Genomic DNA, 26793 nt, shown 5'->3' with positions numbered 1-26793 from the left:
CAGGGCCGACCGGACACCCCGGATACGGTTCGACGGAGAATAATAATGCGACTGGTTGTGCTGCTGGCGGCCTTGAGCTGGGCGTTGTCTGGCTGTTCTGGTATGGGGATGGGGTTTCCGTCCACGCCCGGTGCGTTTCTTGATGCGCCAGAGGGGAAAACCTTCGAACCCATCGATACGCTCGACCCGCGTAATGCGATGGTCTACATCTACCGCCCGGTGACCCGTTGGGGCTATGAAGAAGTACAGGCTCCGGTCTTCTTTCTCGACGCCACCCAGCTGTTTGGTCTAAAGGCCGGAGCTTACACCTGGCTGGAGCTACCTGCGGGTAACCATGACTTCTACGCCCGCCGCCCCCTCAGCGTGCTGTATCTGAAGATGGTCTTCGAGATGGATCTCAAGATCGAGGGTGGCCAGGATTATTACTTCCGCTATTCGGAATTGAAACCACTGGATATGGAAGAAATTGTCGCCAACCCCGAAGACTATCAGCAAGCGGGCCCGTTACAGCAGGTGCCAAAGGCCATTGCCATGCGGGAAATTGCCGATCTGCGGCTGGATGAGGCGGGTGTCTACTATGCAGGCAAGGACACCAAGGCCCCGCGTTGGGCGCCGTTCTATACCTATTCCGTGGATTGACCGTCACCCATCGCGGTGAGTTTTGCGTGCCCAAATAATAAAGCCCCGGGAGTCCGGGGCTTTATTATTTCGGGCCGGTAACGGCGATCCTGGATGACGGCCCTGGCTAGTCTGCCTCAGTGAGCCGTTTTTTCGACTGCAACAAACGTTTCCATTGCTCCACATACTCAGGCAGCGCCGGGGACTGCAGGTTCATGCCGGTCATTTCCTGCACGGTCTGCGGGCTGACGGATTTGCCACCGTAGACGTTCGCGACTCGCAGCAATGCGTGGGTGTGCAATTTACGCAGGGATTCGAAACGCTGGTCGTAGTAAACGTATTTGTCATCCCAGCCCAGAATGCGGGTGTGTAGCTGAAACTGCTGATAGGGGCGTAACTCGCGAATGTAGGCGATTTCGGTATTCGCCACTACCGCATTACAGCGGGCATCGACCATGCGATTGAGCAATCCGGTCACTACCGCGTGTTCAAGGCGGCTGCGGTCCATGAACTTGAGATATTTGGCATTGTTCAGATGCATGTTCAGATCGATGTCCAGCAGGCCCACCCGGAATTCCAGGGTGACGACATCGAACAACTGGTGTGTGGGCGGCCGTTTACGACGACGGGCCGCGCTGATCAGTTCAAGCATCCAGGTTCCCTCAGCCAGATTGCCCCACGCCGGAATTATGGTTTTATGGCGTTTCAGTCGATCAGGGGCGCACAAAAACGCGGTTCAGTATAACGGTACCAGACCGGGTTCACACTACACACTTGGTCAGGTGCACTGAGTTTTACAGTCTATCAGGTGGCTGCGAGGTGAAGGCTGAATAGCTTATCCGGGTCTGTCCAGCAGCCAAGGGGCTGGAAACCCGCGTCGCACAGCTCTTTCGAGAACCCCTCGACGGTAAATTTATAGGAGCTCTCGGTATGGATGCGGGTGCCTGCGGGCAGGCAGCACGTGTGCTGCCCCAGCAGCAACTGTTGGTCGGCAAGGCACTCCAGATGCATCTCGATGCGATTCAGTTGGGGGTTATAGAAGGCAAGATGTCGCATTTGCGATACGTCGAAGTGGCAGTCCAGTTCACGGTTCAGGTGGTGTAGCGCATTCAGGTTGAAGGCGGCGGTGAGTCCCTGGCTGTCGTTGTAGGCGGCGTTAAGGCGTTCGGTGTCCTTTTGCAGGTCCGCCCCGATCAGTAGTGCTCCCCCCGGGCCTGCCAAGTGGTGCAGGCCACGCAGAAAGGCCGCCCGTTCAGTCGGATCAAAGTTACCGATGGTGGAGCCGGGAAAAAACACCACCCGCCCCGGTTGTTGCCCGTTTTGCGGCAGCGCTAGCGCCTGGCAGTAATCCGCGCATACCGCGCTGATGTTTACCCCGGGGAACTCAGCGGCCAGTCGCTGGCTGGCTTCCAGCAGACAGGCACGGGAAATTTCCAGCGGCATGTACTGTTCTGGAGCCCAGCGCTCCAGCAGCAGACGGACCTTTTCGCAGCTGCCGGCGCCCGGTTCGGCAATGGTATGACATCTCCCAAGATGTTGCCGGATGTCCTCGGCATGGCTATCAAGGATCGCCGATTCGGTTCGGGTGGGGTAGTACTCCGGGGTGCGGGTAATGGCATCGAACAGGCGGGAGCCTTCGCTATCGTAGAAAAATTTGGGGTGCAGGCTGGGCTGTGCGGCAGTCAGTGAACGGGTCACTTCGCTGAGCATGTTGGTGGCCGGGGGCTGCAGGTCGTAGAAATTGAGGTTGCGGCGTAACTGGCGATGGGGGCCCAGTGGCGAGTCAGGGGACGTGAACGGGGAGGCGGTAGCGACTTGGATCATAGAGTTTCTGCCAGGCGGATGCCGCTGAACTGCCAGCGGTGGTGTGGGTAAAAGAAATTACGGTAACTGGCGCGGATATGGTCCCGGCTGGTGGCACAGGAGCCGCCTCGTAGCACCATCTGGTTGCACATGAATTTGCCGTTGTATTCCCCGACTGCTCCGCTGGCTGGCCGAAAACCGGGGTAGGGCAGATAGGCACTGGCGGTCCACTCCCAGACGTCACCAAACAGATGTGCCAGCGGCGTGTCGAGGGCACGGCCGGGCTGATACAGGCCGTTGTCCACAAAGCCCCGGGCCGGTTGTGTCTGGCTGGCGGCCAGCTCCCATTCCTGCTCGGTGGGCAGGCGCTTGCCCGCCCAGCGGGCATAGGCATCGGCTTCGTAGTAATTCACGTGGGCCATGATCTGGCTGTCGTGGAGGGGTTGCAGGCCGGCAAGGGTAAAGTGGTCGCGATGACCTGAATGCCAGTACAGCGGACCCTTGATGCCCTGTTGCTGAATCCAGGCCCATCCGTCGGATAGCCACAACTCGGCTCGCTGATAGCCTCCATCGTCGACAAAGGCCCGGTATTCACCCTGTGTCACGGGCCGGTTTGCCAGTGCGAAGGGGGCCAGCCAGACCGGGTGACGCGGGCCTTCGTTATCAAAGGCAAAGTGGGAGCCCTCGGGATTGCCGATGTCCACCAGTCCGCCTGAGAGTGGCTGAAAAGTGAGGTTTCCGACGGGCCGGCCGGGAGGCAGAGGTTGTCCCAGCGATGGCGCCAGCGGATTGAAAGACAGACTGTATTTGATGTCGGTGAGCAACAGCTCCTGGTGCTGTTGCTCGTGATTCAGCCCCAGCGTGACCAGCGCCGTCAGATCGGGGCGTTGCTCGATAAGCTGCACCATGGCGGTGTCAACCTGCTGACGCCACTGCTGGACTTCCTCACCGTCTGGGCGTGACAGCAGGTGCCGCTGTGGCCGCGGGAATTGCTCACCAATACCGTTGTAGTAGCTGTTGAAAAGGTATTCGTAGCGGGGGTGGCGAACCCGGTAGCCAGGCAATTCGGGTTTCAGCAGGAAGGTTTCGAAGAACCAGGTGGTATGAGCCAGATGCCAGCGGGGCGGGCTCACGTCCGGGCAGGCTTGCAACCCCATTTCTTCGGGGCAAAGCGGTTCGCACAACTGCTCGCTGAAGCGGCGGATGCGCCAGTATTCACTGGCCAGCGTGTGGCTGACGTCCTGTCGTGCGGTATCTGGCAAGGTTCTCCCTCCCGTGCCGTGTCCGTGAGACTGCATTGACGCAATATCACCTTAATGCACTGACGGTTTGAGCGAAAGCAACAATGAGACGGTTATCCCGGCTCGGTATACTCCGGGCATAGTGAGGAACCACTCAATAACGCCTTGCCTCCAGGAAAGGGCCTCCCTAACCGTGGAGACAAGATACAAGCGCTTCACGCATCAGCACACGTGAGCATGCCAGGCGTTATTCAGAGGTTCCTTATGGCCCCATACCGTAAGGAGAGCATATGAATATTACCGATATTGTTGCCGTTATTACTGGTGGCGCATCTGGCCTGGGTCACGCGACAGCGCAAGCCATCACAGCCAAAGGCGGTAAGGTGATGATTCTGGACCTGAACGAAGAGCAGGGTCTGGCGGTTGTCGCTGAACTGGGTGACAACGCGGCGTTTGTGAAGACCGACGTGACTGATGAGGCCTCTGTGCAGGCGGCGGTGGCGGCCACCGTAGAGAAGTTTGGTGCCATCCACGTGGCAGTGAACTGTGCGGGTGTGGGCTCTGCCATGAAGACCGTTGGCCGCGAAAACAAGCCTCATGATCTGGGTGTGTTCAGCAAGGTTGTGCAGATCAACCTGATCGGTACCTTCAATGTGACCCGTCTGGCCGCTGCCGCCATGGCAGAGAACGAGCCGGGTGAAGACAACGAGCGTGGCCTGGTAGTGAACACCGCTTCCGTTGCGGCCTTCGATGGTCAGGTTGGCCAGGTAGCCTACTCCGCCACCAAGGGTGCGGTTGTTGGCATGACCCTGCCGATCGCCCGTGATCTGGCACCGCTGGGCATCCGTTGCAACACCATCGCCCCGGGGATCTTCAATACCCCGCTGATGAACGCGGCACCGGACAAGGTGAAAATGCCGCTGATCGAAATGACCCAGTTCCCCAAGCGTTTGGGTAACCCGGAAGAGTTTGGTCAGCTGGTATGCCACATGATCGAGAACAAGTTCCTGAATGGCGAAACCATTCGCCTGGATGGCGGTATCCGCATGCAGCCGCGTTAAATAGTCGCGGTGATCGATTAGCGGCCAGCTACTAGCTGAAACCCAAAAAGCCCCGGACTTCCGGGGCTTTTTGGGTTTTTATCGCAGATTTGAGGGAATGGTTTGCAGCACTCCCCATGCTGTAGGTGCGTCGGCTATTTTTTCCGCTCACCCCTTCGCGCCGCCAGCGACGCTCCGACAGGCAGGGTTATCCTCACCGCTCGAAGCTGCCTTTCAGCCCTCTAACGCATAGCACGGCTCGTAATGGCTGCCCGGCAACTTCATGCGCTGCTGAACGACAAAGGCTTTTAGCAGTTCATCAAGGTGAGTCATCAGTTCGCCCGGGGCGTGCAGCTTGTAGGGGCCGTGTTGTTCGATGGCATGGATGCCCTGTTCTTTCACATTGCCTGCCACGATGCCAGAAAAGGCTCGTCTCAGGTTGGCGGCAAGTGTGTGCACCGGCTGGTCGGGGCTCAGGTTCAGGGCGGCCATGGCGGCATGGCTCGGCTCGAACGGGGACTGGAAATCCAGCGGGATAGTCAGTCGCCAGTTAAAGTAAAAGGCATCGTCATTGTCACGGCGGAACAGGGTCAGCTTGTCGATGCCATGGCACAGGGTTTTCGCGACCGCTTCCGGGTCATCGATGATGATCTCGTAACGCTGTGCCGCCTGCTCACCCAGGGTAGTACGAATAAAGGCGTCCACCTGGCGAAAATAGTCGGCGCTGCTGGCGGGCCCGGTAAAGACTACCGGCAAGGGCATGTCGATATTGTCCGGGTGCAGCAGCACGCCCAGCAGGTAGAGAATTTCCTCGGTGGTGCCGACCCCCCCCGGAAAGACAATGATGCCATGGCCGACACGCAGGAAGGCCTCAAGCCGTTTTTCAATATCTGGCATGATCACCAGTTCATTGACGATGGGGTTGGGGGCTTCCGCGGCGATAATGCCCGGCTCGGAAATCCCCAGATAGCGGCCTCCTTTGAACCGCTGCTTGGCATGGGCCACATGCGCCCCTTTCATTGGGCCCTTCATGGCCCCGGGGCCACAACCGGTGCAGATATCCTTGTGGCGCAGGCCCAGCTGGTAACCCACACTCTTGCTGTAGTCGTATTCCTCGCGGGAAATGCTGTGCCCCCCCCAGCACACCACCATATTGGGGGAGGCGCCGGCACGCAGAACCCCCGCATTGCGAAGGATGTGAAACACCGCATTGGTGATCCCGTGGCTGCTATTGAGATCGAAGCCGTCGTTATTCTGAATCTCGTTGGCCACGTAGACAATGTCACGCAGCACGGCTGACAGATGCTCGCGGATACCGCGGATCATGCGGCCATCGACAAAGGCGCCGGCAGGGGCGTTATCCAGTTTCAGGCGTAACCCGCGATCTTCCTGAATCACCTCGATGTCGAAATTCCGGTAGGTTTCCAGCACCTCGCGACTGTCGTCGGTGGGGGTGCCACAGTTGAGTACCGCCAGGGCGCAGCGGCGCAGCAGTTCATGCAGGCCACGCCCGGAGGTATCGCGCAGGCGTTCGACTTCGTGCTGGCTGAGTACTTCCAGGCTGCCTTCCGGGGCAACGATGGTCGACAGGGTGTCGGTCATGGGCGGGGTGTCCTCGCAAGTCCTTTCAAAGGGATAGAGTAACGCAAATTGGGGGCAGCGCGGCGTGAGATTATGTCGGCAAAAGGTGTGGGTGACCCCGTGCATTTTTACATTTCCCCCCGGAACGCCTGACATGCCGAGAGCGTCTTAATGAACACACCATGACAACGGGCTGGCATGCTGAGTGCATGGCGGTAATGGCAGGACGCAGGTGGCGCATTGTCATAAATATGACTTGTCCTGTGACTAGTCTTGGCGGGTTTCGAGGCCTCAGGCCCCGACCGAACATGTTTAACCGGAGCAAACCATGTTGCTCAAGTATCTCAATGAGCTTGAACAAGCAGTAAAGGCGGTGGCGGATCACCCAGATGCGTCCACCATGGATCGTTGTGCCCACTGTGTGGCTACCCTTGATGCCTATCTGGATGCCCAGATGGAGCCTGTCAAACAGCGCGGTCGCGAGTTGATGGACGGTATGATGCCCCCGGAATTGCTGGAGCGGGTCGGACACTCGGTTCATTGAGTTTAAAGTTGAAAGTTGAAAAGACGCGAGCCGGGTTTTGCCTTTCTGGACGACTGTGTCCGCAGCCATACCGCTGAGCGCGGCAAGGAAAGCGCAAAACCTTCAGGCCTGATGCGCGTTTAAACTTTGAACTTTCTATTGCTATTCAGCTCTTCCCTCGCCGCTGCCGTAGCGCCTTGTCCCATTCTTCGGGAAACAGGTCGGGTTGTTGCGGGGCTTTCAGGTCGCGTAGCCTGGCGCCAATGCCTAACAAGCGTGCCGGGCCCTGGCGGCGCTCCCAGAGCTGTTGAAGCAGTGCCTCAAAATGGGCAGGATCCAGATCGGTGCCCGCCTTGTCGCAACTCAGACTGACAAAATCCTGGTATTTCACTTTTGCGGTCAGGCCGCTGATCAGGTAGTTCTGATCCAGCCGCTCAAAGCGTGCTTTGAGTTTCTCCAGTAACCCGTCGAGCTCACGCAGCCAGTCGTTCAGCGTGGGTTGGTCCTTGTCATACGTGCGCTCGACAGAGACCGATTTACGGCGTCGGCCGGTTTGCACCGGGCGGTTATCCTCCCCCCGGCTCAGGTGGTACAGGCGCTCGCCGAAGCTGCCGAAGTGCTGCGCCAGCGTCAGCCGGCTCAATCCTTGCAGGTCTCCACAGGTGTGCAGATTCAGGCTGGTCATTCGCTCGGCCGTCACTCGCCCCACACCGGAAATTTTTTTGACCGGCAATTCGGCCACAAAGCGTTCCACCTGATCCGGCGGTATCACAAACAGCCCGTCGGGTTTGCGCCAGTCGCTGGCCACCTTGGCGAGAAACTTGTTGGGGGCAACCCCGGCTGACACCGTGATACCGATTTGCTGGCGCACCTCGCGGCGAATGGCATCGGCAATGCGGGTGGCACTATTGTCATACTGCTCACTGGCGGTGACATCCAGATAGGCTTCGTCCAGCGACAAGGGCTCAATCAGTGAGGTATAGCGCTTAAAAATGTCATGGATTTGTGTTGATACCTTGCGATATTTATCGAAGTTGGGCGGCACAATCACCAGATCCGGGCAGAGTCGCAAGGCCTGGGATGATGCCATCGCCGAATGAACCCCGAACTGGCGGGCAGGATAATTGCACGTTGCAATAACGCCTCGGCGGTGCGGATCACCCCCCACCGCCACGGGGCGGCCGAGTAAGGTACGATCGTCGCGGACTTCCACGGCGGCATAAAAGCAGTCGCAGTCTACATGAATGATCTTGCGCGGCGGGTGACTCATGGTAAAACTCTGGCGTAGGGCGCCAGTCGTCTGACGTCGGAAAGCTGCATAAGGAGAGTGTAACATCGCCACCACCATTCACCGTACGCCCCGGGTGTTGATTGTCGGGGCTGGCCCCAGTGGCCTGACGTTGGGGGTCAGCCTGCGCCGGCAGGGGATCGACTGTCTGATACTCGACCGACTGGAGACGCCTTCCCCGTATTCCCGGGCGTTGGGTCTGCACGCCCGCACCCTGGAAATTTTTTCGGCACTGGATGTGCTGGCTCCGATCCGCAAGGCCTCCAGATTGCTCAAGGGCGTGTCGGTTTACGGCGACAAGGGCTTCCTGTTCGATCTTGACCTGACCACCCTGAAGGCTCCCTTTCCCTGGGTATTGAGTTGTCCACAGAGTCAGGTGGAAGAGACCTTGATTCAGCGCTACAAGGCGCTGGGTGGCGAGATGCTGCGTGGGGTGGAGTTACTGGATTTCACCCAGGACGGGAGTCGTGTGACTGCGCGCATCCGCCAGGGGGCTCAGGTGAGCACTGTTGAGAGCGCCATACTGGTGGGAGCTGATGGCGTGGGTTCTACCGTGCGCGAGCAACTGGGGATTGGCTATAAAGGGGTGGATTACAAGGAGCATTTCCTGTTGGCAGATGTGCCCTGGAAGGCCCCATGGCGTGAAGACAGTTCCCACGGCTTTCTGCAGGAAGCAGGGCTATTGGTGGCGCTGCCGTTGCCCAATGGCTGGCGTTTGATCATGGCAACGGATGAGGAACCCGGGGAGCCCGTGACCCTTGACCCCTTTGAAGAGCGTCTGGGCTCGATTCTCGGTGAGGTGCCAGCACTGGGTACGGCACACTGGTTGAGCCAGTTCACCGTACAACGTCGCCTGGCCCAGAACTACCGCCGAAACCGTGCTTTCCTGGTCGGTGATGCTGCACATGTGCAGAGCCCGTTGGGGGCGCAGGGCATGAATACGGGTATTGCCGATGCCTTCAATCTGGGATGGAAGCTGGGCTATTACCTGAAGGGCTACGGGGATGGACGACTGTTAGACAGCTATGAACAAGAGCGTCGCCCGGTGGCCGAAAAGATGCTGTACGGCGTGGACATGCTGTCGCGTGCTTCGCTGGTCAAGTTGCCCCTGCTGCGACGCAGCCGTGATTCCCTGCTGAAAATGGCAGGCAGCCGCCCGGGGATTGCCACCCGCTTGCTGCGTACGGCCAGCCAGTTGGATGTGCACTACCGCAACTCACCCATGGTCACCAGTGGCCCTGAAGCAGAGCTGGGCTGGCGTCATCAGGGCCCGTTACCCGGCGACCGTTTGCCAGATGCGGCCATGCGTTCTGTGCGCACTGGGCACCTGCATCAGCTCCATGATCTGCTGAAAAAGCCGGTGCACCATTTGCTGTTGCAACTGAGCGCGAACCCCGAGCACAACGAAAAGCTGGTGCTGTATGCCTTCAGCGACCGGTTGGGCCAGGATTACCGTGAGCGTGCCCACCTGACCGTCATTGCCTCGCGGCATACCCATGAAGAACAGATTCCCCAGGAAGGTACCACCCGTATCTGGCAGGATCACGAGGGGGAATTTGCGGCAGCCTTTGGCGAGGGACCACGTTTGTGGCTGATGCGCCCTGACGGGCATCTGGGGTACCGCGCGCCGGTGGGTAATGCGGATCACTTGTTGGGGTATCTGGATGCGGTGCTGCAGAGAGTTAACAGTGAATAGTGAACAGTTAACAGCGGCGCGGTTACGCGTTATGTGATCTGAAAGGCATGAGGCCGCGCCCAGAATTTTGACGCGGCCTCATGCTTTTAAACAAAACGAAAAAACCTAATACAGCTTGACAGGCTATGTCGGTCGGGCAGCCTTCCTTCACTGTTCACTGTTCACTGTTCACTGTTCACTGTTTTCTGAAACGCTGAATCACAAAATGCGCATTCATGGTGGCGCCTGTCAGTTTGCCAATCTCCGCTTTGGCAGACGGTTTGGCACGCCAGTGGTGAGGGGTCATGGTCAACAGATTATGCAGCTCTTGCTCGCTCTGTGGTTGCCAGTCGAACTGAATAACTTTTTCATCAATGGCACAGAAACGGTCATCAAGGAATTTGCTTGCGTCAAAGCCGGATTGACGCACGTCTTCGTACAAAGCTTCGCGTAACGGCATCAGATGGGACGCTCCGGTGCCGGCGACAATCAGTTCGCCACCGGGGCGGAGTACCCGTGCGATATCATCGGTGAACAAACGGGTGAATAGCACGATCACTCGCGACAGGCTGGCATCAAACAGGGGTAGTCGCGCCCCGCTGGCGACCAGCCAGGTTAGTGTTTTGTCGCGTTTCGCGGCGCTGTCTACGGCAAATTTTGAAATGTCCACGCCGGCGCCCTGAGCGCTTCCCAGCTGGCGAGCAAACTGCTCGGTATACCAGCCCTCACCGCACCCCAGGTCCAGCCAGTCTCCGTCTGGCTGTGAGGGGAGGTCTTTCAACAGGGCGTCCGCGAGTGGTTGGTAGCGGCCCAGCTGAAGAAACTCCGTGCGTGCCCGCACCATGGCCTTGTCATCTCCCGGTGAACGCGAGCGCCGATGCTGGGCCAGTAGCAGGTTGGTATAACCGCGCCGGGCACGGTCAAAGCGGTGACCATTGGTGCAGAGCCAGGCGTTGCCATTGAGCTGCAGGGGCTGCTCGCAGCTGGGACATTTGAGTTCAGGCATGATTAGTGCCTCCCTTGTGACAAGAGCAGTAATTCGGAGCGCTGCAATTGTGACTCCGCCAGCATATGGATCAATATTGTTCGGTATTGCGCAAGAGTTTCGTCCAACACTTGGGTCACCGCTGCGAGGCTGCTCTGGAGTTGCGAGCGTGCGGTATCGTTGAGGTTCTGTAGTTGCATTTCGAGTTTTCGGGTAATGGCTGGCAGCGTTTGCTGACTTTGTTCAATAAAGGCCAGTCGGGATTGTTGGCGGGTCAGCTGGTTGCGTAAACGGGTCAGCGTCTGGCGGATGGCCATTTGTTCGTTACTGAAATCATTGGGGATAAGCTGTTCAGTTAACGCCGTGGCCTGTTGTTGCCCGCGTTCCCACTGTTGTTGAAGCGCGATGCGCTGTTGCTGGTAATCTGCCAGCTGTTGTACCAGTGCGTTCAGCTCCCGGTTCAGGGTTTTATGACGTTGTTGCAATGTCAGCATGGCCGACACGGATTCCCTTAGTTGCCCGGTTTGTTCCAGCAAGTTGTGTTGCGGATGGCGCAAGGCGCGTCGCAGCACTGTTTTGCGAACGGCATCATCGAGCCGGGAGGGGAAAATAATGTCCATAGGATCCACTCTGCCTGCGTGTTGGAGCTGATCCAGCTGGCCGAGGGCATAGCGGCTCTGCTTATCAATTTCGCTGTACAGGGCCGCGGCGACTCCCGGGTTCTGTTTCTGCTCATCGTGGGCGGCGCTGATTAACCCCTCCAATGTAACTGGCCGGTAGGGGTAATGGTGTGCGGCGCGTAAAAACCAGTCACGTGCGGCATTGGGCTGGCCACTTAGCCGATAACTTTCTGCCATAAGCAAGCTGGCTTGTGGGGCCGCGGGGCTGGCGGTGTCGACTTCACGGAGCGTCTCGCGTGCCTGATTCATACGTCCCCCTTTCATTTGCACGGCGGCCAGGCGCAAACGAAGCTGGTTCAGGAGCACCAGTTTTTCTGCAGTGGGGAGGCGCGTGCTGTCACGGATTGCCTGCCTGAACTGGGCTTCCCGGCTGTCTGCCCGGCTCAGCACATCCATTGCCTGCGCCGGTGACGCCGCGAAGGCATATGAAGAAAGGGGGGGGAATAAAAGCCACGCTACAATAGCGAATGTGATCTGTTTCACGCCAAAAACCTTCCCTGGTCACAGCTAACTAGCCATAAGTGTAGAATGCGCGGCTTTAGTGGGCCACGACAGCAGTAGCAATGATTGCGTACTGGATGGCGCCACATTGTGATCAGTTAAGGCAAGGAAAGCCATGTTGGGGGAAGCGTCATTATTCAGGGGCGGCATCCGTGCTGCCTGCCTGCTCGTGTCTATGGGGGTGGCGTTGGCATATGCTGCGCCGACGGCGCAGCAGCGTATGTTCGACCGTCTTCAAGAGCAGGAACGCCAGCGGCAACAGCAGCAACTGGACGACATGCAGGTGCCGGGAGAAGACTCCCCCATGCAAATCCCCCTGCCGGATGCCCCTGCTGATCCGGGGCGCTGCTTTTCTATCGATACCATTACCCTGAAAACGCTGGACGGTGAGGCCTCCCCGTTTGGCGCCGGGTTGGTTGAAACCGCACAGCAGCCTCAGGGAAGCTGCATGACCCTGCAGGATATCCGCACGCTTCAGGCGGTACTCTCCAACACCCTTATCGATCGTGGCTTCATCACCAGTCGAGTGCTGATTCCCGAACAGGATGTGGCCAGCGGCAGTTTGGTGCTGCTGGTGGTGCCGGGGCGTGTAGAAGGGTTTGACGCGGTGGGCATGTCGACCCGCCTGTTGGAGTGGGCGGTCCCTGCCCGGGCCGGTGATTTACTTAACCTGCGTGATCTTGAGCATGCCGTGGAATCGCTGGCCCGCTTGCCCCATCTCGATGCCAAGATGGATCTTGCCCCGGGTGAAGAACAGGGCGGAACGGTGATTCTCGGGCAGGCGCAGTGGCCACGCCGTTATCGCGGCACCCTGGTGATTGACGAAGAGCACTACGGTGATAGTACTCACGGTACTGCTCAGGCCGGGTTTGACTGGGGCAATGTGACGGGTGTCCCTGACCGTCTCTCGCTGTCACTGAATACGGATCTGGATACCGAGTTTTCTGACCAGGCCTGGGGGGCCGGGCTGAGCTACGACATCAGTTATGGCTACTGGAATCTGGCGATGAGCTACAACCGCCAGGAGTACAAGAACACCATCGACGGCGTTTTCCAGGATTTCGCCTCCTCCGGAGCGACGGACACCTCCCGGTTGGAGCTGACCCGCACCCTGTATCGCAGCAATCGCGCCCGCTTCTCTCTTTCCCTGCTGGGCGCCTATTCAGACACGGAAAATCTGCTGGAAGACGCCGTTATTCGTGTCAGTAGCTATCACCTGCGTGCCTGGGGTGGCCGCGCCAATGGCAAGTATCTGTGGGGGCATACCCAGCTGGCAGGTACCTTCACTGTGGAGCAGGGCAGAGGCGCTGGCCCCGCGACCCGTTTGCCGGGGGATGTGTCAATTGCCGACATCTCGCACACGCGCTATCAGACATTTCTTACAGCCAACCGTTTCATAAAACCGTTATATAGCGCCTTATCCGTTCGGCTAAATGGTCAGTACAGCGACGATGTACTGTTTCCGTCCGAACGGTTCTCCGTCGCCTCTAGCGCGGCGGTGAGGGGGTATCGGGATATCTCACTCAATGGCAACTCGGCCATGGCTGGCGCCGTGCAGCTGGATGTCTACCCGCCCATTACCGGGCCGGTGTCGTTCACGCCCTATGTTGCCTATGACTCGGGGGTTGTCCCCGGCAATCACAATGAAACGGGGTTTGCCCGTATTGATTCCTCGACGATAGGGCTTCGCCTGGGGTTTCGTCGCCTGCGCCTGACCACGGAAGTGTCCTGGCCCATGGAACAGCATTCAACGGAAATGACAGACAGTGAGTACACGCTTCATGCATCACTCTATGCCGAGCTCTGATCGCCCAGCTTCAGTTTTTCGCCGGGGACTTGTTTATGGCTTGTCACTGTTGCTGATCTGGCAGCCCATGTTGCTGGCGGCAGAGCCGATCACTCCCACACACAGCACCCAGGGGCGGCCGACATTGGATCAGGCGGCCAATGGGGTGCCGGTGGTGAATATCCAGAACCCCAATGGCAGTGGCCTGTCGCAGAATTTTTATAACGACCTGAATGTTGGCCCCAAAGGGGTCATCCTCAACAACAGTCAGCAACTGACGCAAACCCAGCTGGGGGGCTATATCGAAGGGAACCCGAACCTGCACAACGGTTCGGCAAGCCTGATTCTCAATGAAGTCATTGGCAGCAACCCGTCCAATTTGAACGGCTACATTGAGGTGGGGGGCAAGCGGGCCGATGTCATCGTGGCCAACCCCAACGGCATCACCTGTAACGGTTGCGGCTTTATCAACACCCGCCACGCCACCCTTACCACCGGTGAGTCCATTGTCGAAGAGGGCTACCTGCAAGGGTTTGATGTGCAGGGAGGCCAGATTCTGATTGGTGAAAGCGGCCTGAACGGGTCCAACACCGACCGATTCGACCTGATTGCCCGTTCAGTCCAGGTGGCCGGGGAGCTGCATGCCAATGAATTGAATGTGGTCACCGGTCAGCAGACTGTGGATCACTCGACATTGACCACGTCCAATATGACGTCCGATGGCAATAAGCCTGCCTTCGCCATTGATTCCACTGCCCTGGGGGGCATGTACGCCAACCGGATTCGGTTGATTGCCAATGAAGACGGGGTCGGTGTGAGACTGGATGCACCGGTGGCGGCGCAGAGTGGCAACCTGCTGTTGTCGGCAGAAGGGAGGGTGACTTTCTCTGATGCCAGTGCCAAAGGGAATATGCAGGTTGCGAGTCACGAAGCGATTCAGTTGCAAGGTCGTACTGTGGCTGGCGAAAGCATGCGGTTCGCGAGTGAATCATTGACTGTCGAATCAGAGCAAGTCAGTGCGAAGTTTGTTGATGTGGTGTCTGCGGAGGTTCGCGTTAATGAAGGGTCGGCTTTGTATGCTACGGATTCCCTCTCTCTCACTGGCGCAAACCTGAATAACCTCGGAGAGGTTGCAGGCAAGAACGTGAGTATTGAGCTTGAGGGAAAGCTGGAAAATCACGGCGACTTGCTGGCTGATCATGCCATTTCGGTATCCACTGAGGACGTTGTCAATACCGGCACGGTGAGAGCGGGCCAGAATCTGGGGGTGACAGCTGAAACGCAGGTGTTAAACGCTGGCGAGATTGTCGCTGGCGAAAGTGCTGTCCTGAATAGCGTTGCCGGCCAAATTGAAAACCGTGGGCTGGTCACCGCAGAACAAGATCTTGCCGTCAGTGGCAGCAGTATCTCCAATGAAAGCGGGGCTGTCCTCAGAGCCCAAAATATGCTCCATATCGCAGCCACAAACAGAGTCGACAATGCGGGAAACATTGTTGGCAAGGAGCGCCTCAGTGTTTCTGCCCAGGATGTTATTAATCAGAGAGCGGTAGAGGCGATTAATGGGGATGGCGTACTGGGCAGTGAGCAATTTCTGGATATTGATGCAGAGAGGTTAAGTAATGAATCCGGAGCGTTGATCGGTTCCGGGGGCAACATGGAGTTACTCGTTTCGGATGCATTGGTGAACACCTCATCCAGCATTCAGGCACTAGGAAGTATCTACATCGGTGCCGGTTATCCGGAGATGACCGAGGGTATGACAGAAGAAGAAAATCAGGATGCCCTTGATGCTGCCAAGAATAATCTGGTGAAAAATGATCAAGGCGAAATCGTGACCCGGGATGGCGATATCACCATTTTTACCCGGCACCTGGATAATAGCCGTGAAATTCATCTTTCAAAGGATGACAACGTTACCGCGGAAGACTTGATGGAGGCCAACTGGCTAGCCCTTCAGGATGATGATCCCTTGAACGATATTATCCGGCTCATGGCTGATAATGCCGAAATGAGCAAGGACGATTGGGCCTTTGTTTTTGATCCCAAGGTTTACTCTCTACCCTTGTATTCGTCTGCCGCCGATGAAAGATTTAGATTCGTTGATTTTTGGCTATCCAACTATACCGATTACCTTAATTCGTCTTTCGGGGCTGGGCTGACCGTCAATGACGTTGACGAAATCAGGAAAGTGTTGGTCGGTAACAAAGAATATATCGCCGGCAACCCCAGGTTGCCGGGATACTACGAATATTCAGGATACAGCGAGTCTTCCCCAATTAATGTCGGTGGCGCTAAAAATCCATTAGCCGAAACGATGTGGATCATCAGCAGAGTAACACAAATTATTAAGGGGATAGATCCGCAAAAATACAGCCAGCTTCTAGGAAAAGTGAAGGCTAGAATGGCTGGCCATATAGGCACGTTGAATGTTTGGCAGTCTACTTGTGGACGAAACAGAGGGGATTGGCGCTCCGGCGGTGAGTCTTGTGACAATAATTACGTTAAGTACTATCAATTCGGTCCAGACCGCTATGATGACGTAATCGATAGTGAATATGATCGCAACCCATCCCTTATTTCATCTGGAAAGGATCTGGTTATTTATGGCGATACCATTGATAACCGTTTCAGCACACTGGCTTCTGTAGGGGATATCCACCTTCAGGGTGACACGCTGCTAAACGAAAGCTTCAGGCTTCAGCGTCACTTTAATGTTCGCTGGGGTTGGAAACATTGGCATAACTATAAACACAACCCTGACCCGGGTTGGAGGCCCAGCCAATATACTAACTATGTAGAAAGAACGGTTGATTTGCTGGATGAAGACGGCAATCCGACGGTCATTTACAGTGTTATCGCCGCGGGTGGGAACGTCACGGGCAGCCTGAAAGACAAAATCGAAAATGCTGAGCGAACACGGGACGATGAAGGTTTCGAGTTTGATGAAGATGAATATGTGAAGGAGGAGCCTGAAGACCCGAGTGAAGGGGGTGAAAATACCGGGGACAGCGATGACGCACCGGAGGAATATGTCGACTGGGGTGGCAGTGACATTGCGCGTGTTATTAGCACCATCACGGATAGAACCCTTGAGCTTCTGGACCGACACAATAGCCTGTTTTTCATCAATGGTGATCCCAATCACCCCTACCTCATTGAGACCAATCCGCTCTTTGCCAGTCTTGATGGCTTTTTGGGATCCTCCTACCTCATCGACCGGCTGGGTTTAACCCCCAACGTAACCACAAAACGGTTAGGTGACAGTTATTACGAAACCCGCCTGATCCGCGATGCCGTGATCGCAGCAACGGGTACCCGTTTCCTGGATCCTGACTTCGATAGTGATCAAGACCAATTCAGCTGGCTGATGGAAAATGCAATCGCGTCAGCGGAATCCCTCGAATTGTCGGTTGGCATCAGCCTGAAACCTGAACAGGTTAATGCGCTTCAGCATGACATTGTGTGGATGGAGGAGCAGGAGGTCGCCGGTTACCGTGTGCTGGTGCCGGTATTGTATCTTGCTCCGGGGAGCGCAGATCTGACCCGCGAAGGCTCGGTTATTTCTGGAAACAATGTGCATCTCGAGGCCGACGGCATTGGCAATAGTGGTGCTATTGCGGCGCGTCAGAACATGACGCTCCAGGCGGGAGAGCAAGGGGTGGTGAACCACCAGGGTGCTCTGCAGTCAGGTGGCTTGATGCTGGTCGACAGCGAGGGCGATATCAAGAACCAGAGTGCCTCCATCCAGGGCCGCGACGTGGTGCTGCAAAGTCAGGGCAGCATTATCAATGAAGTCGATGCTGAATTTGTTCAGGAGACCCGTGAAGGCGACCAGTACTGGCGGACTGAGTATGGTGAAGCCAGCCTGGTCGAGGCAACAGGCAATGTGACGGCCAGCGCTGGTGAGAATATTCGGGTCACCGGTAGCCATATTCGTGCTGAGAATGTTGGCATGCAGTCGGGCGGCAATATCCTGATAGAAAGCCTGGCAGTGAGAGAAGGATTTGATGGGCAGCATGCCGCGGGTGATTACCAGCATAGCCAGGTGCACCAGCTGGCCAGCAGCATTCAGGCAACCATGAATGTGATGGCGACGGCGGGCAACAGTATCGGGATTACCGCCTCGAATGTCTCCGCCGGGAACAATATCGGCCTGTCGGCGATTCATGGGGATATTCTCATTCGTGCCGCAGCCAATGAAGACTACGAAAACTACCACTACGAAGATAGCGAAGAAGAAAAACAGATCACCAATCATACAGTCAATCAGGTGCAGAGTACGCTATCTGCTGGTGGCGACATGGAGCTGGATGCGGGTGGCGACCTGATTGCCATTGCCTCTTATCTTCAGGCGGGTGGCGATATGTCATTGGCAGCAGCCGGAGATATTGCCTTGCTCGCAGCGCAGAATTCTCAGTATCACCTTTACGAAAGCAGCAAGGACGGAGACTTCGGAGCCAAAAGTCACAAGAAAGACGAAATCCAGAATGTGACGAATGTAGGCACCACTCTGGAAGCGGGGGGCAACCTTTCCGTCAATAGTGAAGGAAATCAACGCTACCAGGCTGCCCGTCTGCAAAGCGGGGGCGATATCAGCATCGTCAGTGGTGGGCATATCACCTTTGAGTCCGTAAAAGACCTTTACCGTGAAACCCACGAGCGAAGCCAGGGCGATCTGGCCTGGAACAAGATGGCGGGTGAAGGTCGCGTTGATGAGACCGTCCTCCAATCAGAAATCGTGGCTGCCGGCAATCTGGCGATTGATGCCGCTGAAGGCATGACGATTGATCTGAAAGACATTGATCAACATTCCGTGAGCCAGTTGATCGATGGCATGGTGGCTAATAACCCGGACCCCGCGTGGTTGAAGGAAGCCGATGCGAACGGTGAGGTGGATTGGCAGCGTGTGCAGGAAATGCACGACAGCTGGGAGTACGAGAGCCAGAGCATGGGGGCGGCCAGTGCGTTGGTGGTGGCGATTGTGGTGACGGCGTTGACGATGGGGGCTGGTGGAGCTATTGCGGGTACGGTGACGACGGCTGGAACAACTACGGCGACCGTAACATCGGCAGTTGCTGGTGCGATGGTTACCAGTGCGTCTGTGACAGGAACCTCTGCTCTCATTAACAATCAAGGTGATATTGGGGCTGCACTGGGTAGTCTGGACCACTCAGAAACCTATCAGGGATTGCTCGTCTCAGGTTTGACCGCAGGTCTGATGGTGGGTATTGATGGTCTATTTAATAAATGGGATTTTGGCAAAGCCTCAACTGTGGGTGAAAATGGTCAGGCTGTAACCAGTGATACAGTGAACAACATAACCAAAGGCTTTGATCTTGGAACGCTTGATGGGGCGGCAGGGTTCACTCTGCATAATGCTGCGCAGGCTGGAGTGAGTGCGGGTGTGAGCAGCAGCGTTTTTGGTACCAGCTTTACTGATTCGTTAAACGCCAATCTTGAGAGTCAGGGCAATAATGTGTTGTCGGCTTTAGCGTTCAATCAAGTTGGCACTTGGGCGGATCATTTAACCAGCGATGCAGGTCTTAACCAAGATACCTTCGGTTATAACCTTTTTGTGGAAGGCGGAATGGGTAGAGCAACCATGCATGCTTTGGTAGGTGGGGCGGTTACTCAGGTTACGAGCGGTGATTTTGCCAGTGGAGCGGCTGGGGCCGGTTTGAATCAACTGCTTTCTTCTCCGCTTGATGGCTTTGCTTCATCAGTGGGAGGGACGGCGAATTACGAGCCTTGGAGGCTGGCTGGAGCCCAGCTGGCAGGTCTTTCCGGTGCTTTGCTTGTTGATGGTGATGTGAATGATGGGGCCTGGATTGCCAAGCAGGCGGATACTTATAATCGTCAGTTGCACAGGGAAGAGTTGAAGCTGATTAAGGATAATCTGGACGATTATTATGAAGAAAGGCTGAAGCAGGATCCAAGTATTACCCGTGAAGATGCCCTTGCTGAACTGGTAATGGAGGCTCTGCAAGAAGTAGATCATGAATATGATACGAATATCAAAAACAATTCTCTAGCAGCAAACTTCCTTTATCGTATTTCTGCCGAATCAGATCTTCGTTTGGTGAGCACAGATGGTCAGACTACGATGGCATTTGAAGCCTCTGCGGCGGATTACTTTAATCCTTCGGCTTATATGGATGAGCTTTATTATTCCGGTATGGGGCTTTATGAAGGTGGGTTGGATGATCAAAATCTGGTAAGACGTGTTCTGACAGATCCGCAAAATGCTTGGGCCCTAGAGGGTTCTGGGGCTGGGGCTTATTATAATTATCAGGGTACTTGGGAAAAGGCGAACCATTATTTTGCTGATAAGCAATCCGAGGTGAACCAAATTTTTTTCACATCAATACTCGGTGGTGGGATTCTGAAAACCTTTCATGTTAGTTCTGGTTTAATTATGGCTGGGGGTGTTGGTTCTACAGGGGTAGGGTTAGCCAGAAACGGGGTTCCAGGCGCTGTAGCTGCGGCCAGTAGTTATGGACAGGTCGTTACAGGGGTCTCATCTTGTGCGTATGCAATTTCTTCTTGTTGGGTGACGGCTCCAGTCGCCCTTGATGGAGTCAATGATTATTATAAAGCTGTTTTGTCTCCTTCTAATCCGGCTTTAAATAGATCGAGTTTATACGCTATTGGTTCAAACTTTGTTTTTGGTGATTCGAAGCCAGGGGTCGTTTTAGACTATGCTACCGATGCTCTCTCCCTTTTTTCCTCCCCCCATCGCTTATTGGATTATAAAAATAATGACTTAATTTCTGAGGTTGTTGGGGTCTCCTCCGGTGGGGTTGGATTGTTCTCGGAATTAACTAGCGGAAGGTTGAGTGTAAAGGGTGGCGATGATGAATGAGTCTAATGTTTTATACTATGCTAAGCCTTGGGAGATTTTTATTTGTATTGTGGCTTTCCTTAGCCTGGTGCTCTGGATGGTTATTAGTGTTCCCTCTGTATCTGATGAGAATGTTTATTCAGTTGATGATGTGATTGTGTCTTATCGCTGCTTTAGTGGCGGAAAATCGGATTATGTGAAATTTATAGGGGCTTCCGGAAGAAAATATAGTGTGGGGGCGCGAAAAGGTGATTGCCGCAATTCCAAGGATAAGTTTGATTTTGTGGGGAAAAATGTAACAGCCTATTTTGTGGATGGTGGTGACGAAATTCCCATTCAGCTTGATATAGATGGTATTGAAGGGTACGAGGGGGGGGTTACTTATAATCTCGTTATAATGGTGACTTTGATTGCAGCTAGTTTGATTTTTTTTCCATTTTTCGTTTTTTTGGTTGCGCGTCAAAAAAAGGAAAGGGAACAAAAAACGCAATAGTAATTGGTCATTGGTCACGGAGGTCAGACGCAATCATCGGGGGCACAATCATCGGGGACAGACACAATCATCGGAATCATCGGCGAAGGGAATATTGGGGTCAGGTCTATACTTTAGACTTTTCTTGATCTAGGGTTTGGTGATGTCTAGACCAATCCGTATTGAATTTTCAGGAGCGCTTTATCATGTGACGTCCCGTGGGGATCGGCGCGAGGCGATCTATGAGGATGAGGAAGACAGGGAGCGTTTTCTGGCGTTGCTTGGCGATGTTGCGTCGGATTTTAACTGGGTTTGTCACGCCTGGTGTTTGATGGGAAATCATTACCACCTTGTAATCGAAACACCGGATGGCAACCTTTCCAAAGGAATGCGGCAACTGAATGGTGTTTACACGCAGTATAGTAACCGGCGTCATGGACGGGTGGGGCATCTCTTTCAGGGGCGTTATAAAGCGATTCTTGTCGATGGTGATAGTTATCTGCTGGAGCTGGGCCGGTACGTTGTATTAAACCCGGTGCGGGCGGGGATGGTGAAAGAGCCAGGAGAGTGGCCCTGGAGCAGCTATTTGGCAATGGTTGGCAAACAGCCCAGCCCTCCCTGGCTGGAAACGGATGGCCTGCTTGCTGCTTTTGGCCGGAAGCGTGCTGTGGCGATAAGGCGATACCGCGAATTTGTGTTTCAGGGAATAGGGGGAGAGTCGATCTGGATTAACCTCAAATCGCAGGTTTTTCTGGGTGATGAGGATTTTGTTGCAAAAAGCCTTTCGCATGCTGATGGAACAGAAGACGTCAATGTGCCGCGTGCACAACGCAGGCCGCCGCCGCCCTCGCTTGAAGCGATTGTTCGGAGTCACCCAGACCGAAACGCTGCGATTATTGCCGCGTATGCAAGTGGAGGCTATAGCTACCAGGATATTGGCAGCTATTATGGTCTTCACTTTACAACAGTGGCGAAGATAGTCCGGCAGGCCAAGACTGGATAGGAAAGTGGGGTGGTATAAAATATAGACTTGGCCCCGACTCCTTTATTCAGGCTGGGCAGGCTGCTGGGGCAATGTTGAACGATTTGTTCTATTTTTATAATCAGAGGTTTGTGGGCAATGAAACAAACAGCTGCTTTTGGGGCGACAGCGCTCGTGTTCGTAATAGTATTTGGTTGTTTGTATGGTTTTTTTAAAGAAAAAAAAGGCTATGGTGAAAAAGGAGCTACATTTCTATCTTTGGGGTGTGGTGTGATGGTGTTTAATTTTTTTCCTTTTATTATTGATGGAGGGGGAGTTTCCACACGGTCTGGTCAGCCAATAGAATTAAGTGATTCATTGTTTGTCACGGGTCTTGTTTTTATTGTATTTCTATGGGTTTCTGTCTATTTTGAAAAGAGATAATAATGACAAAAAAACTTGATGGCCTATCTGAATCGCCACCAGTTCACTAGACACGTATCAGCCGTCCTTGGTGACGCGTTTCATACTCTAGCGGTGACAGCTTTTCATTAAAGTCATGGCGTCGCCGGTTGTTATAGAACATTTCGATATAATCAAAAAAGTCGGGGACACCCTCAAATTGGTAGATCTCCTACAAGGTGCGCGGCCGATAGCTGATATTTATCTTTTCTTTTGGTCAGTATTGTTGGGTCATGGATAAGCAAGGAGGCAACCCATGACCCGAGCACGCTACGCCTAGGTATCCCTGGATTCTACTTCGTGCTATCACTGCATCTGCCGCTGTGTACGTCGCGCCTTTCTGTGTGGCAAGGACCTCTACTCCGGACAGGATTATGAACACCGCCGTCAGTGGGTGGTGGATCGGCTGTCAGTTCTTGTGGAGGTCTTTGCCATTGATCTGTGTGCTTATGCGGTGATGTCGAATCACTACCACCTTGTGCTTCGCATCAGCCAAAAGAGGGCGCTTTCGTGGACAGAGGAAGAGGTGGCAGCGCGCTGGATGCAGCTTTCAGCGGACCGCTGATCGTGAAACGGTGGTTGGCAGGGAAGCTGGATGAAGCAGAAGCGCTGAAAGCACGCGAAATTGTTGCTCAATGGCGAGAGCGCCTCTATGACCTGGGCTGGTTCATGAAGTGCCTGAATGAATACCTTGCACGCCGCGCCAACGAAGAAGATTGTTGCAAAGGCCGATTTTGGGAAAGCCGTTACAAGTGTCAGGCCCTGCTGGATGAAAAAGCGCTACTTCAGTGCATGGCCTATGTGGACTTAAACCCCGTCCAGGCCGAGATGGCGGCCAACCCGGAAGAGTCGGACTACACCTCCATCCAGCAGCGCTCGCAGGCGCTCCATCACGCAGCTGGGGCTAGAAAGAAACCGTCTCTTATGCCGCTGGTTGGTGCCCACACGATTGAAGCAGATGAAGAAGAAAGTGTATGCCGATTCAGATTGATGGATTATCTGGAATTAGTGGATAGCATGGGTCGGGCGGTACGGGATGAAAAGCGAGGAGCGATATCCCACCAGCCTGTTGCTGTTGGGGCGCTTGATAAAATGAAAGCGTTTGCGGAAACGATGGGGCGAAAATGGGTTTGGGGGCAGCGCTTGGTGGGATGCAAGCGTTGGTTATGATTGTTTGAATTTATGCGTGCCCCCTGAGAACTTCGGTGCGCACAGGTTGTGTTAGATAGTTTAGAAAGAAATCATGAGAGTGAAGAATGATTTACGCTTTTTCTGTTTTTATATCATTTATAGTATGTATTGTTGCTATGACTTTTATTAATTATTTTGTTTATAAACGGAGGCCGTTAATAGAAAAGGCAGCTCGAGAATGGATATCATTTGGAGGGGGTATGCTTTTTTTGAACCTGATTCCTTTTTTGACAGACGGGGATATGGTTAATAGGAAAGGTGAGGTTGTTGACCCTTTGTGGTATTTATATTTTTCTGTATCTCTATTTGTTATCTGTTTTTGGGGGGCGGCTTTACATCAAAGGAAGGAAAGGTTAAAAAATAAAAAAAGGTCGAAGAAATAACGAAATAATTGGGCTGTCCAAAAATTGGAATATCTCCTGCACACTTTTTAGCCTGTCTATGATGTCTCACTGATCGAAAATTTATGCGTGCCGCCTGAGTTTTGTCGGGCTTCAGCTCTTGTCGCGTTCGGAATCTTGAGGGTCAGGTCCCCCATTTCTTATGAAAGATTTTGCGACGCTGTTTACGGTGATCGTCCGCAGCCAAAATGTTCGCCGATCGCGGTAATAGTGTAGGGTCCGTCAAGCCATGAATTTTAGATGACCCAATTATTGTTATTGTACGTTTTCTGATAATCAGAAAGTGTCTTCGAAAGTCGAAAAAGGAAATGTGAGACCTGGCACCCTCGGTTTTTAATTTGTCGATTGATGGTAATGAATAAAACAAACCTTTTCTATTACGCAAAGCCTTGGGAGGCTTTTGCGTGTGTGTGTTTTTGCTCTGCAATTGTTATTGCGATTCTTCTTGATGTGCCTTCTTCTGAAGATGAGGGCGTTGTTGTGATCGACGATGTAATTACATCTTATCGTTGTTACAGCACTGGGAAATCAGATGTTTTTGATCTGTTTGGTGCTTCAGGTCGAAAATATACCCTGGGGGCCAGGAGAGGAAGCTGCAGGACTCCAAAAGAGAATCATGATTATGTCGGTAGGAGTGTGACAGCATATTTTCGAGGTTCTTCCAGTAATGAACCCTTTAGGCTTGATTTTGAGGGGCTTGATAGTTATGGGGGTGGGGTTACATATGGGAGAGTTGTGCTGGCTATTTTGATAAGTGGCTGCTTAATTTTATTTCCGTTTCTTGTTGTTCTAGGTTCTCGGCAGCGAAAGTTTAACTCCCAAAAATAACGAATCGGAAAACCGGGGGTGAAAATTGGTGAGCTGGTGCCAGGTCTCTCGTTTCCAAAGAAAGGCTTTGACGGCGCGGTTGACGGTGGATCGTCCGCAGCCAAAGTGTTCGCCGATCGCGGTAATGGTGTAGTGTCCGTCAAGCCATTAATTTGCCATGGCCTCCTTATTATTGTTGTGCGTTTTCTGATAATGACAGAGTGGCTTCGCAGGTCGAAAAGGGAAATGGGAGGCCCGACACCCTCGGTCTTTGGTGATGTTATGTTTTTTATTTCGGTGTTTATTTTTCTTGAGATTTTGACGGTTTTTTTGATCCATATATAAAAAGTTTTACAGGGTTTTCAGATAGGTCTGTTCTTTTTATAGGTCAAAGCATGGTTTTTTTTATTGCGGCTTTTCTTTCTCTCATAGGTGTGCCGTTTGTAGATATAAAGAATGGGGAGGCCTTGGTTGCTGATGATGTTGCTTGGGGAGGGGTTGTAGTGGCTTTCCTGTTTTTTGCATGGGGATGGCATTTAAAAATCATAATGAATAATTATCGGCGATATCGTTAATAATCGGAGGTGCCCAATAATTTGAACGTCACCTGCGCAACCCTTAGTGATTCTCTGATTTTTCACTGATCGTAAATTTATGCGTGCCGCCTGAGTTTTATCGGGCTTCAGCTCTTGTCGCGTTCGGAATCTTGAGGGTCAGGTGTCCCATTTCCGCGAGGTTTTACAGGACGGTTGCGGTGGATCATGCAAGTCGACATGCTCGCTGGGATAAGAGGCCATGATTCCGCCCATTTGTAGATTACTCGTCAATGGGTGCCACCTTGAAATTTCTGATTCGAACCCAATCCAATGCTGGCTTAATGGGAGGAGCCCTGTGTCGAAAACGATTCCTTTTTCATTGCTAGAGCTGGCGTCAGTTCGTGAAGGCGATAGCGTTAGTCAGACCATTGACAACAGTGTGGCGTATGCCCGCCATGCGGAGTCTCTTGGCTTTCGTCGGTTCTGGCTCGCCGAACACCATAATATGCAAGGGATCAGCAGTGCGGCGACGTCGGTGCTGATTGGGCATGTTGCTGGTAAAACGGCGTCGATCCGGATTGGCTCGGGTGGTGTCATGTTGCCAAACCACCCACCGCTGGTAATCGCTGAGCAATTCGGGACGCTGGAACACTTGTATCCTGGGCGTATTGATTTGGGGCTGGGCAGGGCGCCGGGGACGGACCCCATGACCAGTCGAGCGCTGCGGCGAGAAGGGTTGGGGGCGGAGCAGTTTCCACAGGATGTTGCCGAGCTGCAGCGTTTATTGGGACCGCTGGATTCCTCTCGGGGGGTGAATGCCATTCCTGGAGCGGGTACCAATGTGCCGATCTGGTTGCTGGGCTCAAGCCTTTTCAGCGCACAGCTGGCAGCGCAGCAAGGACTGCCTTATGCCTTTGCCGGCCACTTTGCGCCGCGCCTGTACCAGGAGGCCTTGAGAATTTACCGCGACCAGTTTCAGCCGTCAGCCCAGTTGGCCGAGCCTTATTCCATGTTGGCTGTGCCGGCAGTACCGGCGGATTCGGCTGCCGAAGCGCGTTATCTCAGTACCACCAGTTATCAGCGTATTCTCGCCTTGTTCCGTGGCCAGCCGCTGTGGATGAAAGCTCCGGTGGCATCAATGGAGGGACTCTGGCACCCGCAGGAAGAAGCGGGTGTGAAAGGTTTTCTGGGGCTGCAGCTGCTGGGCGATGCGCCGGCCATTGAGGAGCAGTTGGCACAGCTGCTGGCCACGGTAGAAGTGGATGAGCTGATGGTCACGGTGGACCTTTACGACCCGGCCAAGCGTCGCCATGCGCTGGATATTCTGGCATCACTGCCGCAGTTTCAGGCCAGTGGCGGAAGCTAGGGGATGGCTTTCCGGTCCACTTTCAGGGTGCCCGT

General features: G+C 54.3%; 22 protein-coding genes and 1 pseudogene. 15 read left to right on the top strand and 8 right to left on the bottom strand.

Annotated elements, in window-relative coordinates; translation table 11 throughout:
• Positions 1-45 precede the first annotated feature (45 nt).
• Positions 46-639, top strand: coding sequence for a DUF2846 domain-containing protein (locus tag D4A39_RS13040; protein ID WP_022986288.1), 594 nt, complete (start codon positions 46-48; stop codon positions 637-639).
• Between the two features lie 106 nt (positions 640-745).
• Here D4A39_RS13040 and D4A39_RS13035 read toward each other — a convergent pair whose 3' ends face one another.
• The 3 genes from D4A39_RS13035 to egtB form a co-directional block, all read right to left on the bottom strand.
• The gene (locus D4A39_RS13035; RefSeq protein ID WP_022986289.1) at positions 746-1270 is read right to left on the bottom strand and encodes an acyl-CoA thioesterase; all 525 of its coding nucleotides are present in this window, start codon (positions 1268-1270) and stop codon (positions 746-748) included.
• A 152-nt stretch (positions 1271-1422) separates the two neighbouring features.
• Entirely contained in the window at positions 1423-2442 is a 1020-nt protein-coding gene (gene egtD / locus D4A39_RS13030) for an L-histidine N(alpha)-methyltransferase (protein WP_022986290.1), read from the bottom strand.
• Positions 2439-3683, bottom strand: coding sequence for an ergothioneine biosynthesis protein EgtB (gene egtB, locus D4A39_RS13025; protein WP_233552484.1), 1245 nt, complete (start codon positions 3681-3683; stop codon positions 2439-2441). Before egtB ends, egtD begins: the two co-directional genes overlap by 4 nt.
• Positions 3684-3952: 269 nt before the next feature.
• Here egtB and D4A39_RS13020 point away from each other — a divergent pair, with 269 nt between their 5' ends.
• Positions 3953-4723: a 3-hydroxyacyl-CoA dehydrogenase gene (locus tag D4A39_RS13020; protein WP_022986292.1), complete on the top strand. Its 771-nt coding sequence runs from the start codon at positions 3953-3955 to the stop codon at positions 4721-4723.
• Between the two features lie 213 nt (positions 4724-4936).
• Here the strand turns inward: D4A39_RS13020 and ppnN are convergent, their stop codons facing one another.
• Positions 4937-6304, bottom strand: coding sequence for a nucleotide 5'-monophosphate nucleosidase PpnN (gene ppnN, locus D4A39_RS13015; RefSeq protein ID WP_119918314.1), 1368 nt, complete (start codon positions 6302-6304; stop codon positions 4937-4939).
• A 307-nt stretch (positions 6305-6611) separates the two neighbouring features.
• Here ppnN and D4A39_RS13010 point away from each other — a divergent pair, with 307 nt between their 5' ends.
• Positions 6612-6827, top strand: a complete 216-nt coding sequence (locus D4A39_RS13010) for a hypothetical protein (protein ID WP_022986294.1) — start codon at positions 6612-6614, stop codon at positions 6825-6827.
• Between the two features lie 145 nt (positions 6828-6972).
• Here the strand turns inward: D4A39_RS13010 and dinB are convergent, their stop codons facing one another.
• On the bottom strand, positions 6973-8076 hold the full coding sequence (dinB, locus tag D4A39_RS13005; RefSeq protein ID WP_022986295.1) for a DNA polymerase IV: 1104 nt from the start codon (positions 8074-8076) through the stop codon (positions 6973-6975).
• A gap of 94 nt (positions 8077-8170) precedes the next feature.
• Between dinB and D4A39_RS13000 the strand changes: the two genes are divergently transcribed.
• Entirely contained in the window at positions 8171-9790 is a 1620-nt protein-coding gene (locus D4A39_RS13000; RefSeq protein WP_119918312.1) for an FAD-dependent monooxygenase, read from the top strand.
• 175 nt (positions 9791-9965) lie between these two features.
• Here D4A39_RS13000 and D4A39_RS12995 read toward each other — a convergent pair whose 3' ends face one another.
• Both D4A39_RS12995 and D4A39_RS12990 read right to left on the bottom strand, forming a co-directional pair.
• Positions 9966-10775, bottom strand: a complete 810-nt coding sequence (locus D4A39_RS12995; RefSeq protein ID WP_022984136.1) for a putative RNA methyltransferase — start codon at positions 10773-10775, stop codon at positions 9966-9968.
• A gap of 2 nt (positions 10776-10777) precedes the next feature.
• Positions 10778-11830, bottom strand: coding sequence for a tetratricopeptide repeat protein (locus D4A39_RS12990; RefSeq protein WP_119918309.1), 1053 nt, complete (start codon positions 11828-11830; stop codon positions 10778-10780).
• 220 nt (positions 11831-12050) lie between these two features.
• Here D4A39_RS12990 and D4A39_RS12985 point away from each other — a divergent pair, with 220 nt between their 5' ends.
• The 5 genes from D4A39_RS12985 to D4A39_RS17670 all read left to right on the top strand — a co-directional run bounded on the left by D4A39_RS12985 (position 12051) and on the right by D4A39_RS17670 (position 22439).
• Positions 12051-13742 (top strand): ShlB/FhaC/HecB family hemolysin secretion/activation protein, encoded by a 1692-nt coding sequence (locus D4A39_RS12985; protein WP_119918306.1) that lies wholly within the window; start codon positions 12051-12053, stop codon positions 13740-13742.
• Entirely contained in the window at positions 13729-20583 is a 6855-nt protein-coding gene (locus D4A39_RS12980; RefSeq protein ID WP_158586941.1) for a two-partner secretion domain-containing protein, read from the top strand. The genes D4A39_RS12985 and D4A39_RS12980 overlap by 14 nt, the downstream gene beginning before the upstream one ends.
• Positions 20576-21055: a hypothetical protein gene (locus D4A39_RS12975; protein WP_119918302.1), complete on the top strand. Its 480-nt coding sequence runs from the start codon at positions 20576-20578 to the stop codon at positions 21053-21055. Before D4A39_RS12980 ends, D4A39_RS12975 begins: the two co-directional genes overlap by 8 nt.
• A 142-nt stretch (positions 21056-21197) precedes the next feature.
• Positions 21198-22037 carry a transposase gene (locus D4A39_RS12970; protein WP_119918300.1) on the top strand — a complete coding sequence of 280 codons (840 nt, stop codon included), beginning with the start codon at positions 21198-21200 and terminating at the stop codon, positions 22035-22037.
• 117 nt (positions 22038-22154) lie between these two features.
• Positions 22155-22439, top strand: coding sequence for a hypothetical protein (locus D4A39_RS17670; RefSeq protein ID WP_147393921.1), 285 nt, complete (start codon positions 22155-22157; stop codon positions 22437-22439).
• A gap of 46 nt (positions 22440-22485) precedes the next feature.
• On the opposite strand, the pseudogene D4A39_RS12965 reads toward D4A39_RS17670, so the two are convergent.
• Positions 22486-22602: pseudogene (locus D4A39_RS12965) on the bottom strand (IS3 family transposase); the annotation flags it as partial.
• A gap of 422 nt (positions 22603-23024) precedes the next feature.
• Here D4A39_RS12965 and D4A39_RS12960 point away from each other — a divergent pair.
• The 6 genes from D4A39_RS12960 to D4A39_RS12945 all read left to right on the top strand — a co-directional run bounded on the left by D4A39_RS12960 (position 23025) and on the right by D4A39_RS12945 (position 26758).
• The gene (locus tag D4A39_RS12960) at positions 23025-23627 is read left to right on the top strand and encodes a hypothetical protein (protein WP_233552483.1); all 603 of its coding nucleotides are present in this window, start codon (positions 23025-23027) and stop codon (positions 23625-23627) included.
• An 86-nt stretch (positions 23628-23713) separates the two neighbouring features.
• Positions 23714-24031, top strand: a complete 318-nt coding sequence (locus D4A39_RS12955) for a hypothetical protein (protein WP_031225852.1) — start codon at positions 23714-23716, stop codon at positions 24029-24031.
• A gap of 372 nt (positions 24032-24403) precedes the next feature.
• Positions 24404-24877 carry a hypothetical protein gene (locus D4A39_RS17665; protein ID WP_147393920.1) on the top strand — a complete coding sequence of 158 codons (474 nt, stop codon included), beginning with the start codon at positions 24404-24406 and terminating at the stop codon, positions 24875-24877.
• A gap of 18 nt (positions 24878-24895) precedes the next feature.
• Positions 24896-25201, top strand: a complete 306-nt coding sequence (locus tag D4A39_RS12950) for a hypothetical protein (protein WP_022984045.1) — start codon at positions 24896-24898, stop codon at positions 25199-25201.
• A gap of 50 nt (positions 25202-25251) precedes the next feature.
• A complete protein-coding gene (locus D4A39_RS17660) occupies positions 25252-25431 on the top strand; it encodes a hypothetical protein (protein ID WP_147393919.1) in 180 nt (59 codons plus the stop codon).
• 316 nt (positions 25432-25747) lie between these two features.
• Positions 25748-26758, top strand: a complete 1011-nt coding sequence (locus D4A39_RS12945; protein WP_233552482.1) for an LLM class flavin-dependent oxidoreductase — start codon at positions 25748-25750, stop codon at positions 26756-26758.
• Positions 26759-26793 lie beyond the last annotated feature (35 nt).

Origin of the sequence: Alcanivorax profundi (assembly GCF_003597125.1) — a bacterium.
In the GTDB taxonomy this organism is placed as follows: domain Bacteria; phylum Pseudomonadota; class Gammaproteobacteria; order Pseudomonadales; family Alcanivoracaceae; genus Alcanivorax; species Alcanivorax profundi.
Note: the sequence above shows the minus strand (reverse complement) of the source record. Positions and strands in the feature narration are given on the sequence as shown.

What these genes read in the sequence shown, in the direction of transcription:
- D4A39_RS13040 (WP_022986288.1), top strand. Translation starts at nt 46, where the DNA reads ATGCGACTGGTTGTGCTGCTGGCGGCCTTGAGCTGGGCGTTGTCTGGC.
- D4A39_RS13035 (WP_022986289.1), bottom strand. Translation starts at nt 1,270, where the DNA reads ATGCTTGAACTGATCAGCGCGGCCCGTCGTCGTAAACGGCCGCCCACA.
- egtD (WP_022986290.1), bottom strand. Translation starts at nt 2,442, where the DNA reads ATGATCCAAGTCGCTACCGCCTCCCCGTTCACGTCCCCTGACTCGCCA.
- D4A39_RS13020 (WP_022986292.1), top strand. Translation starts at nt 3,953, where the DNA reads ATGAATATTACCGATATTGTTGCCGTTATTACTGGTGGCGCATCTGGC.
- ppnN (WP_119918314.1), bottom strand. Translation starts at nt 6,304, where the DNA reads ATGACCGACACCCTGTCGACCATCGTTGCCCCGGAAGGCAGCCTGGAA.
- D4A39_RS13010 (WP_022986294.1), top strand. Translation starts at nt 6,612, where the DNA reads ATGTTGCTCAAGTATCTCAATGAGCTTGAACAAGCAGTAAAGGCGGTG.
- dinB (WP_022986295.1), bottom strand. Translation starts at nt 8,076, where the DNA reads ATGAGTCACCCGCCGCGCAAGATCATTCATGTAGACTGCGACTGCTTT.
- D4A39_RS12995 (WP_022984136.1), bottom strand. Translation starts at nt 10,775, where the DNA reads ATGCCTGAACTCAAATGTCCCAGCTGCGAGCAGCCCCTGCAGCTCAAT.
- D4A39_RS12990 (WP_119918309.1), bottom strand. Translation starts at nt 11,830, where the DNA reads ATGGATGTGCTGAGCCGGGCAGACAGCCGGGAAGCCCAGTTCAGGCAG.
- D4A39_RS12985 (WP_119918306.1), top strand. Translation starts at nt 12,051, where the DNA reads ATGTTGGGGGAAGCGTCATTATTCAGGGGCGGCATCCGTGCTGCCTGC.
- D4A39_RS12980 (WP_158586941.1), top strand. Translation starts at nt 13,729, where the DNA reads ATGCCGAGCTCTGATCGCCCAGCTTCAGTTTTTCGCCGGGGACTTGTT.
- D4A39_RS12975 (WP_119918302.1), top strand. Translation starts at nt 20,576, where the DNA reads ATGAATGAGTCTAATGTTTTATACTATGCTAAGCCTTGGGAGATTTTT.
- D4A39_RS12970 (WP_119918300.1), top strand. Translation starts at nt 21,198, where the DNA reads ATGTCTAGACCAATCCGTATTGAATTTTCAGGAGCGCTTTATCATGTG.
- D4A39_RS17670 (WP_147393921.1), top strand. Translation starts at nt 22,155, where the DNA reads ATGAAACAAACAGCTGCTTTTGGGGCGACAGCGCTCGTGTTCGTAATA.
- D4A39_RS12955 (WP_031225852.1), top strand. Translation starts at nt 23,714, where the DNA reads ATGATTTACGCTTTTTCTGTTTTTATATCATTTATAGTATGTATTGTT.
- D4A39_RS17665 (WP_147393920.1), top strand. Translation starts at nt 24,404, where the DNA reads ATGAATAAAACAAACCTTTTCTATTACGCAAAGCCTTGGGAGGCTTTT.
- D4A39_RS17660 (WP_147393919.1), top strand. Translation starts at nt 25,252, where the DNA reads ATGGTTTTTTTTATTGCGGCTTTTCTTTCTCTCATAGGTGTGCCGTTT.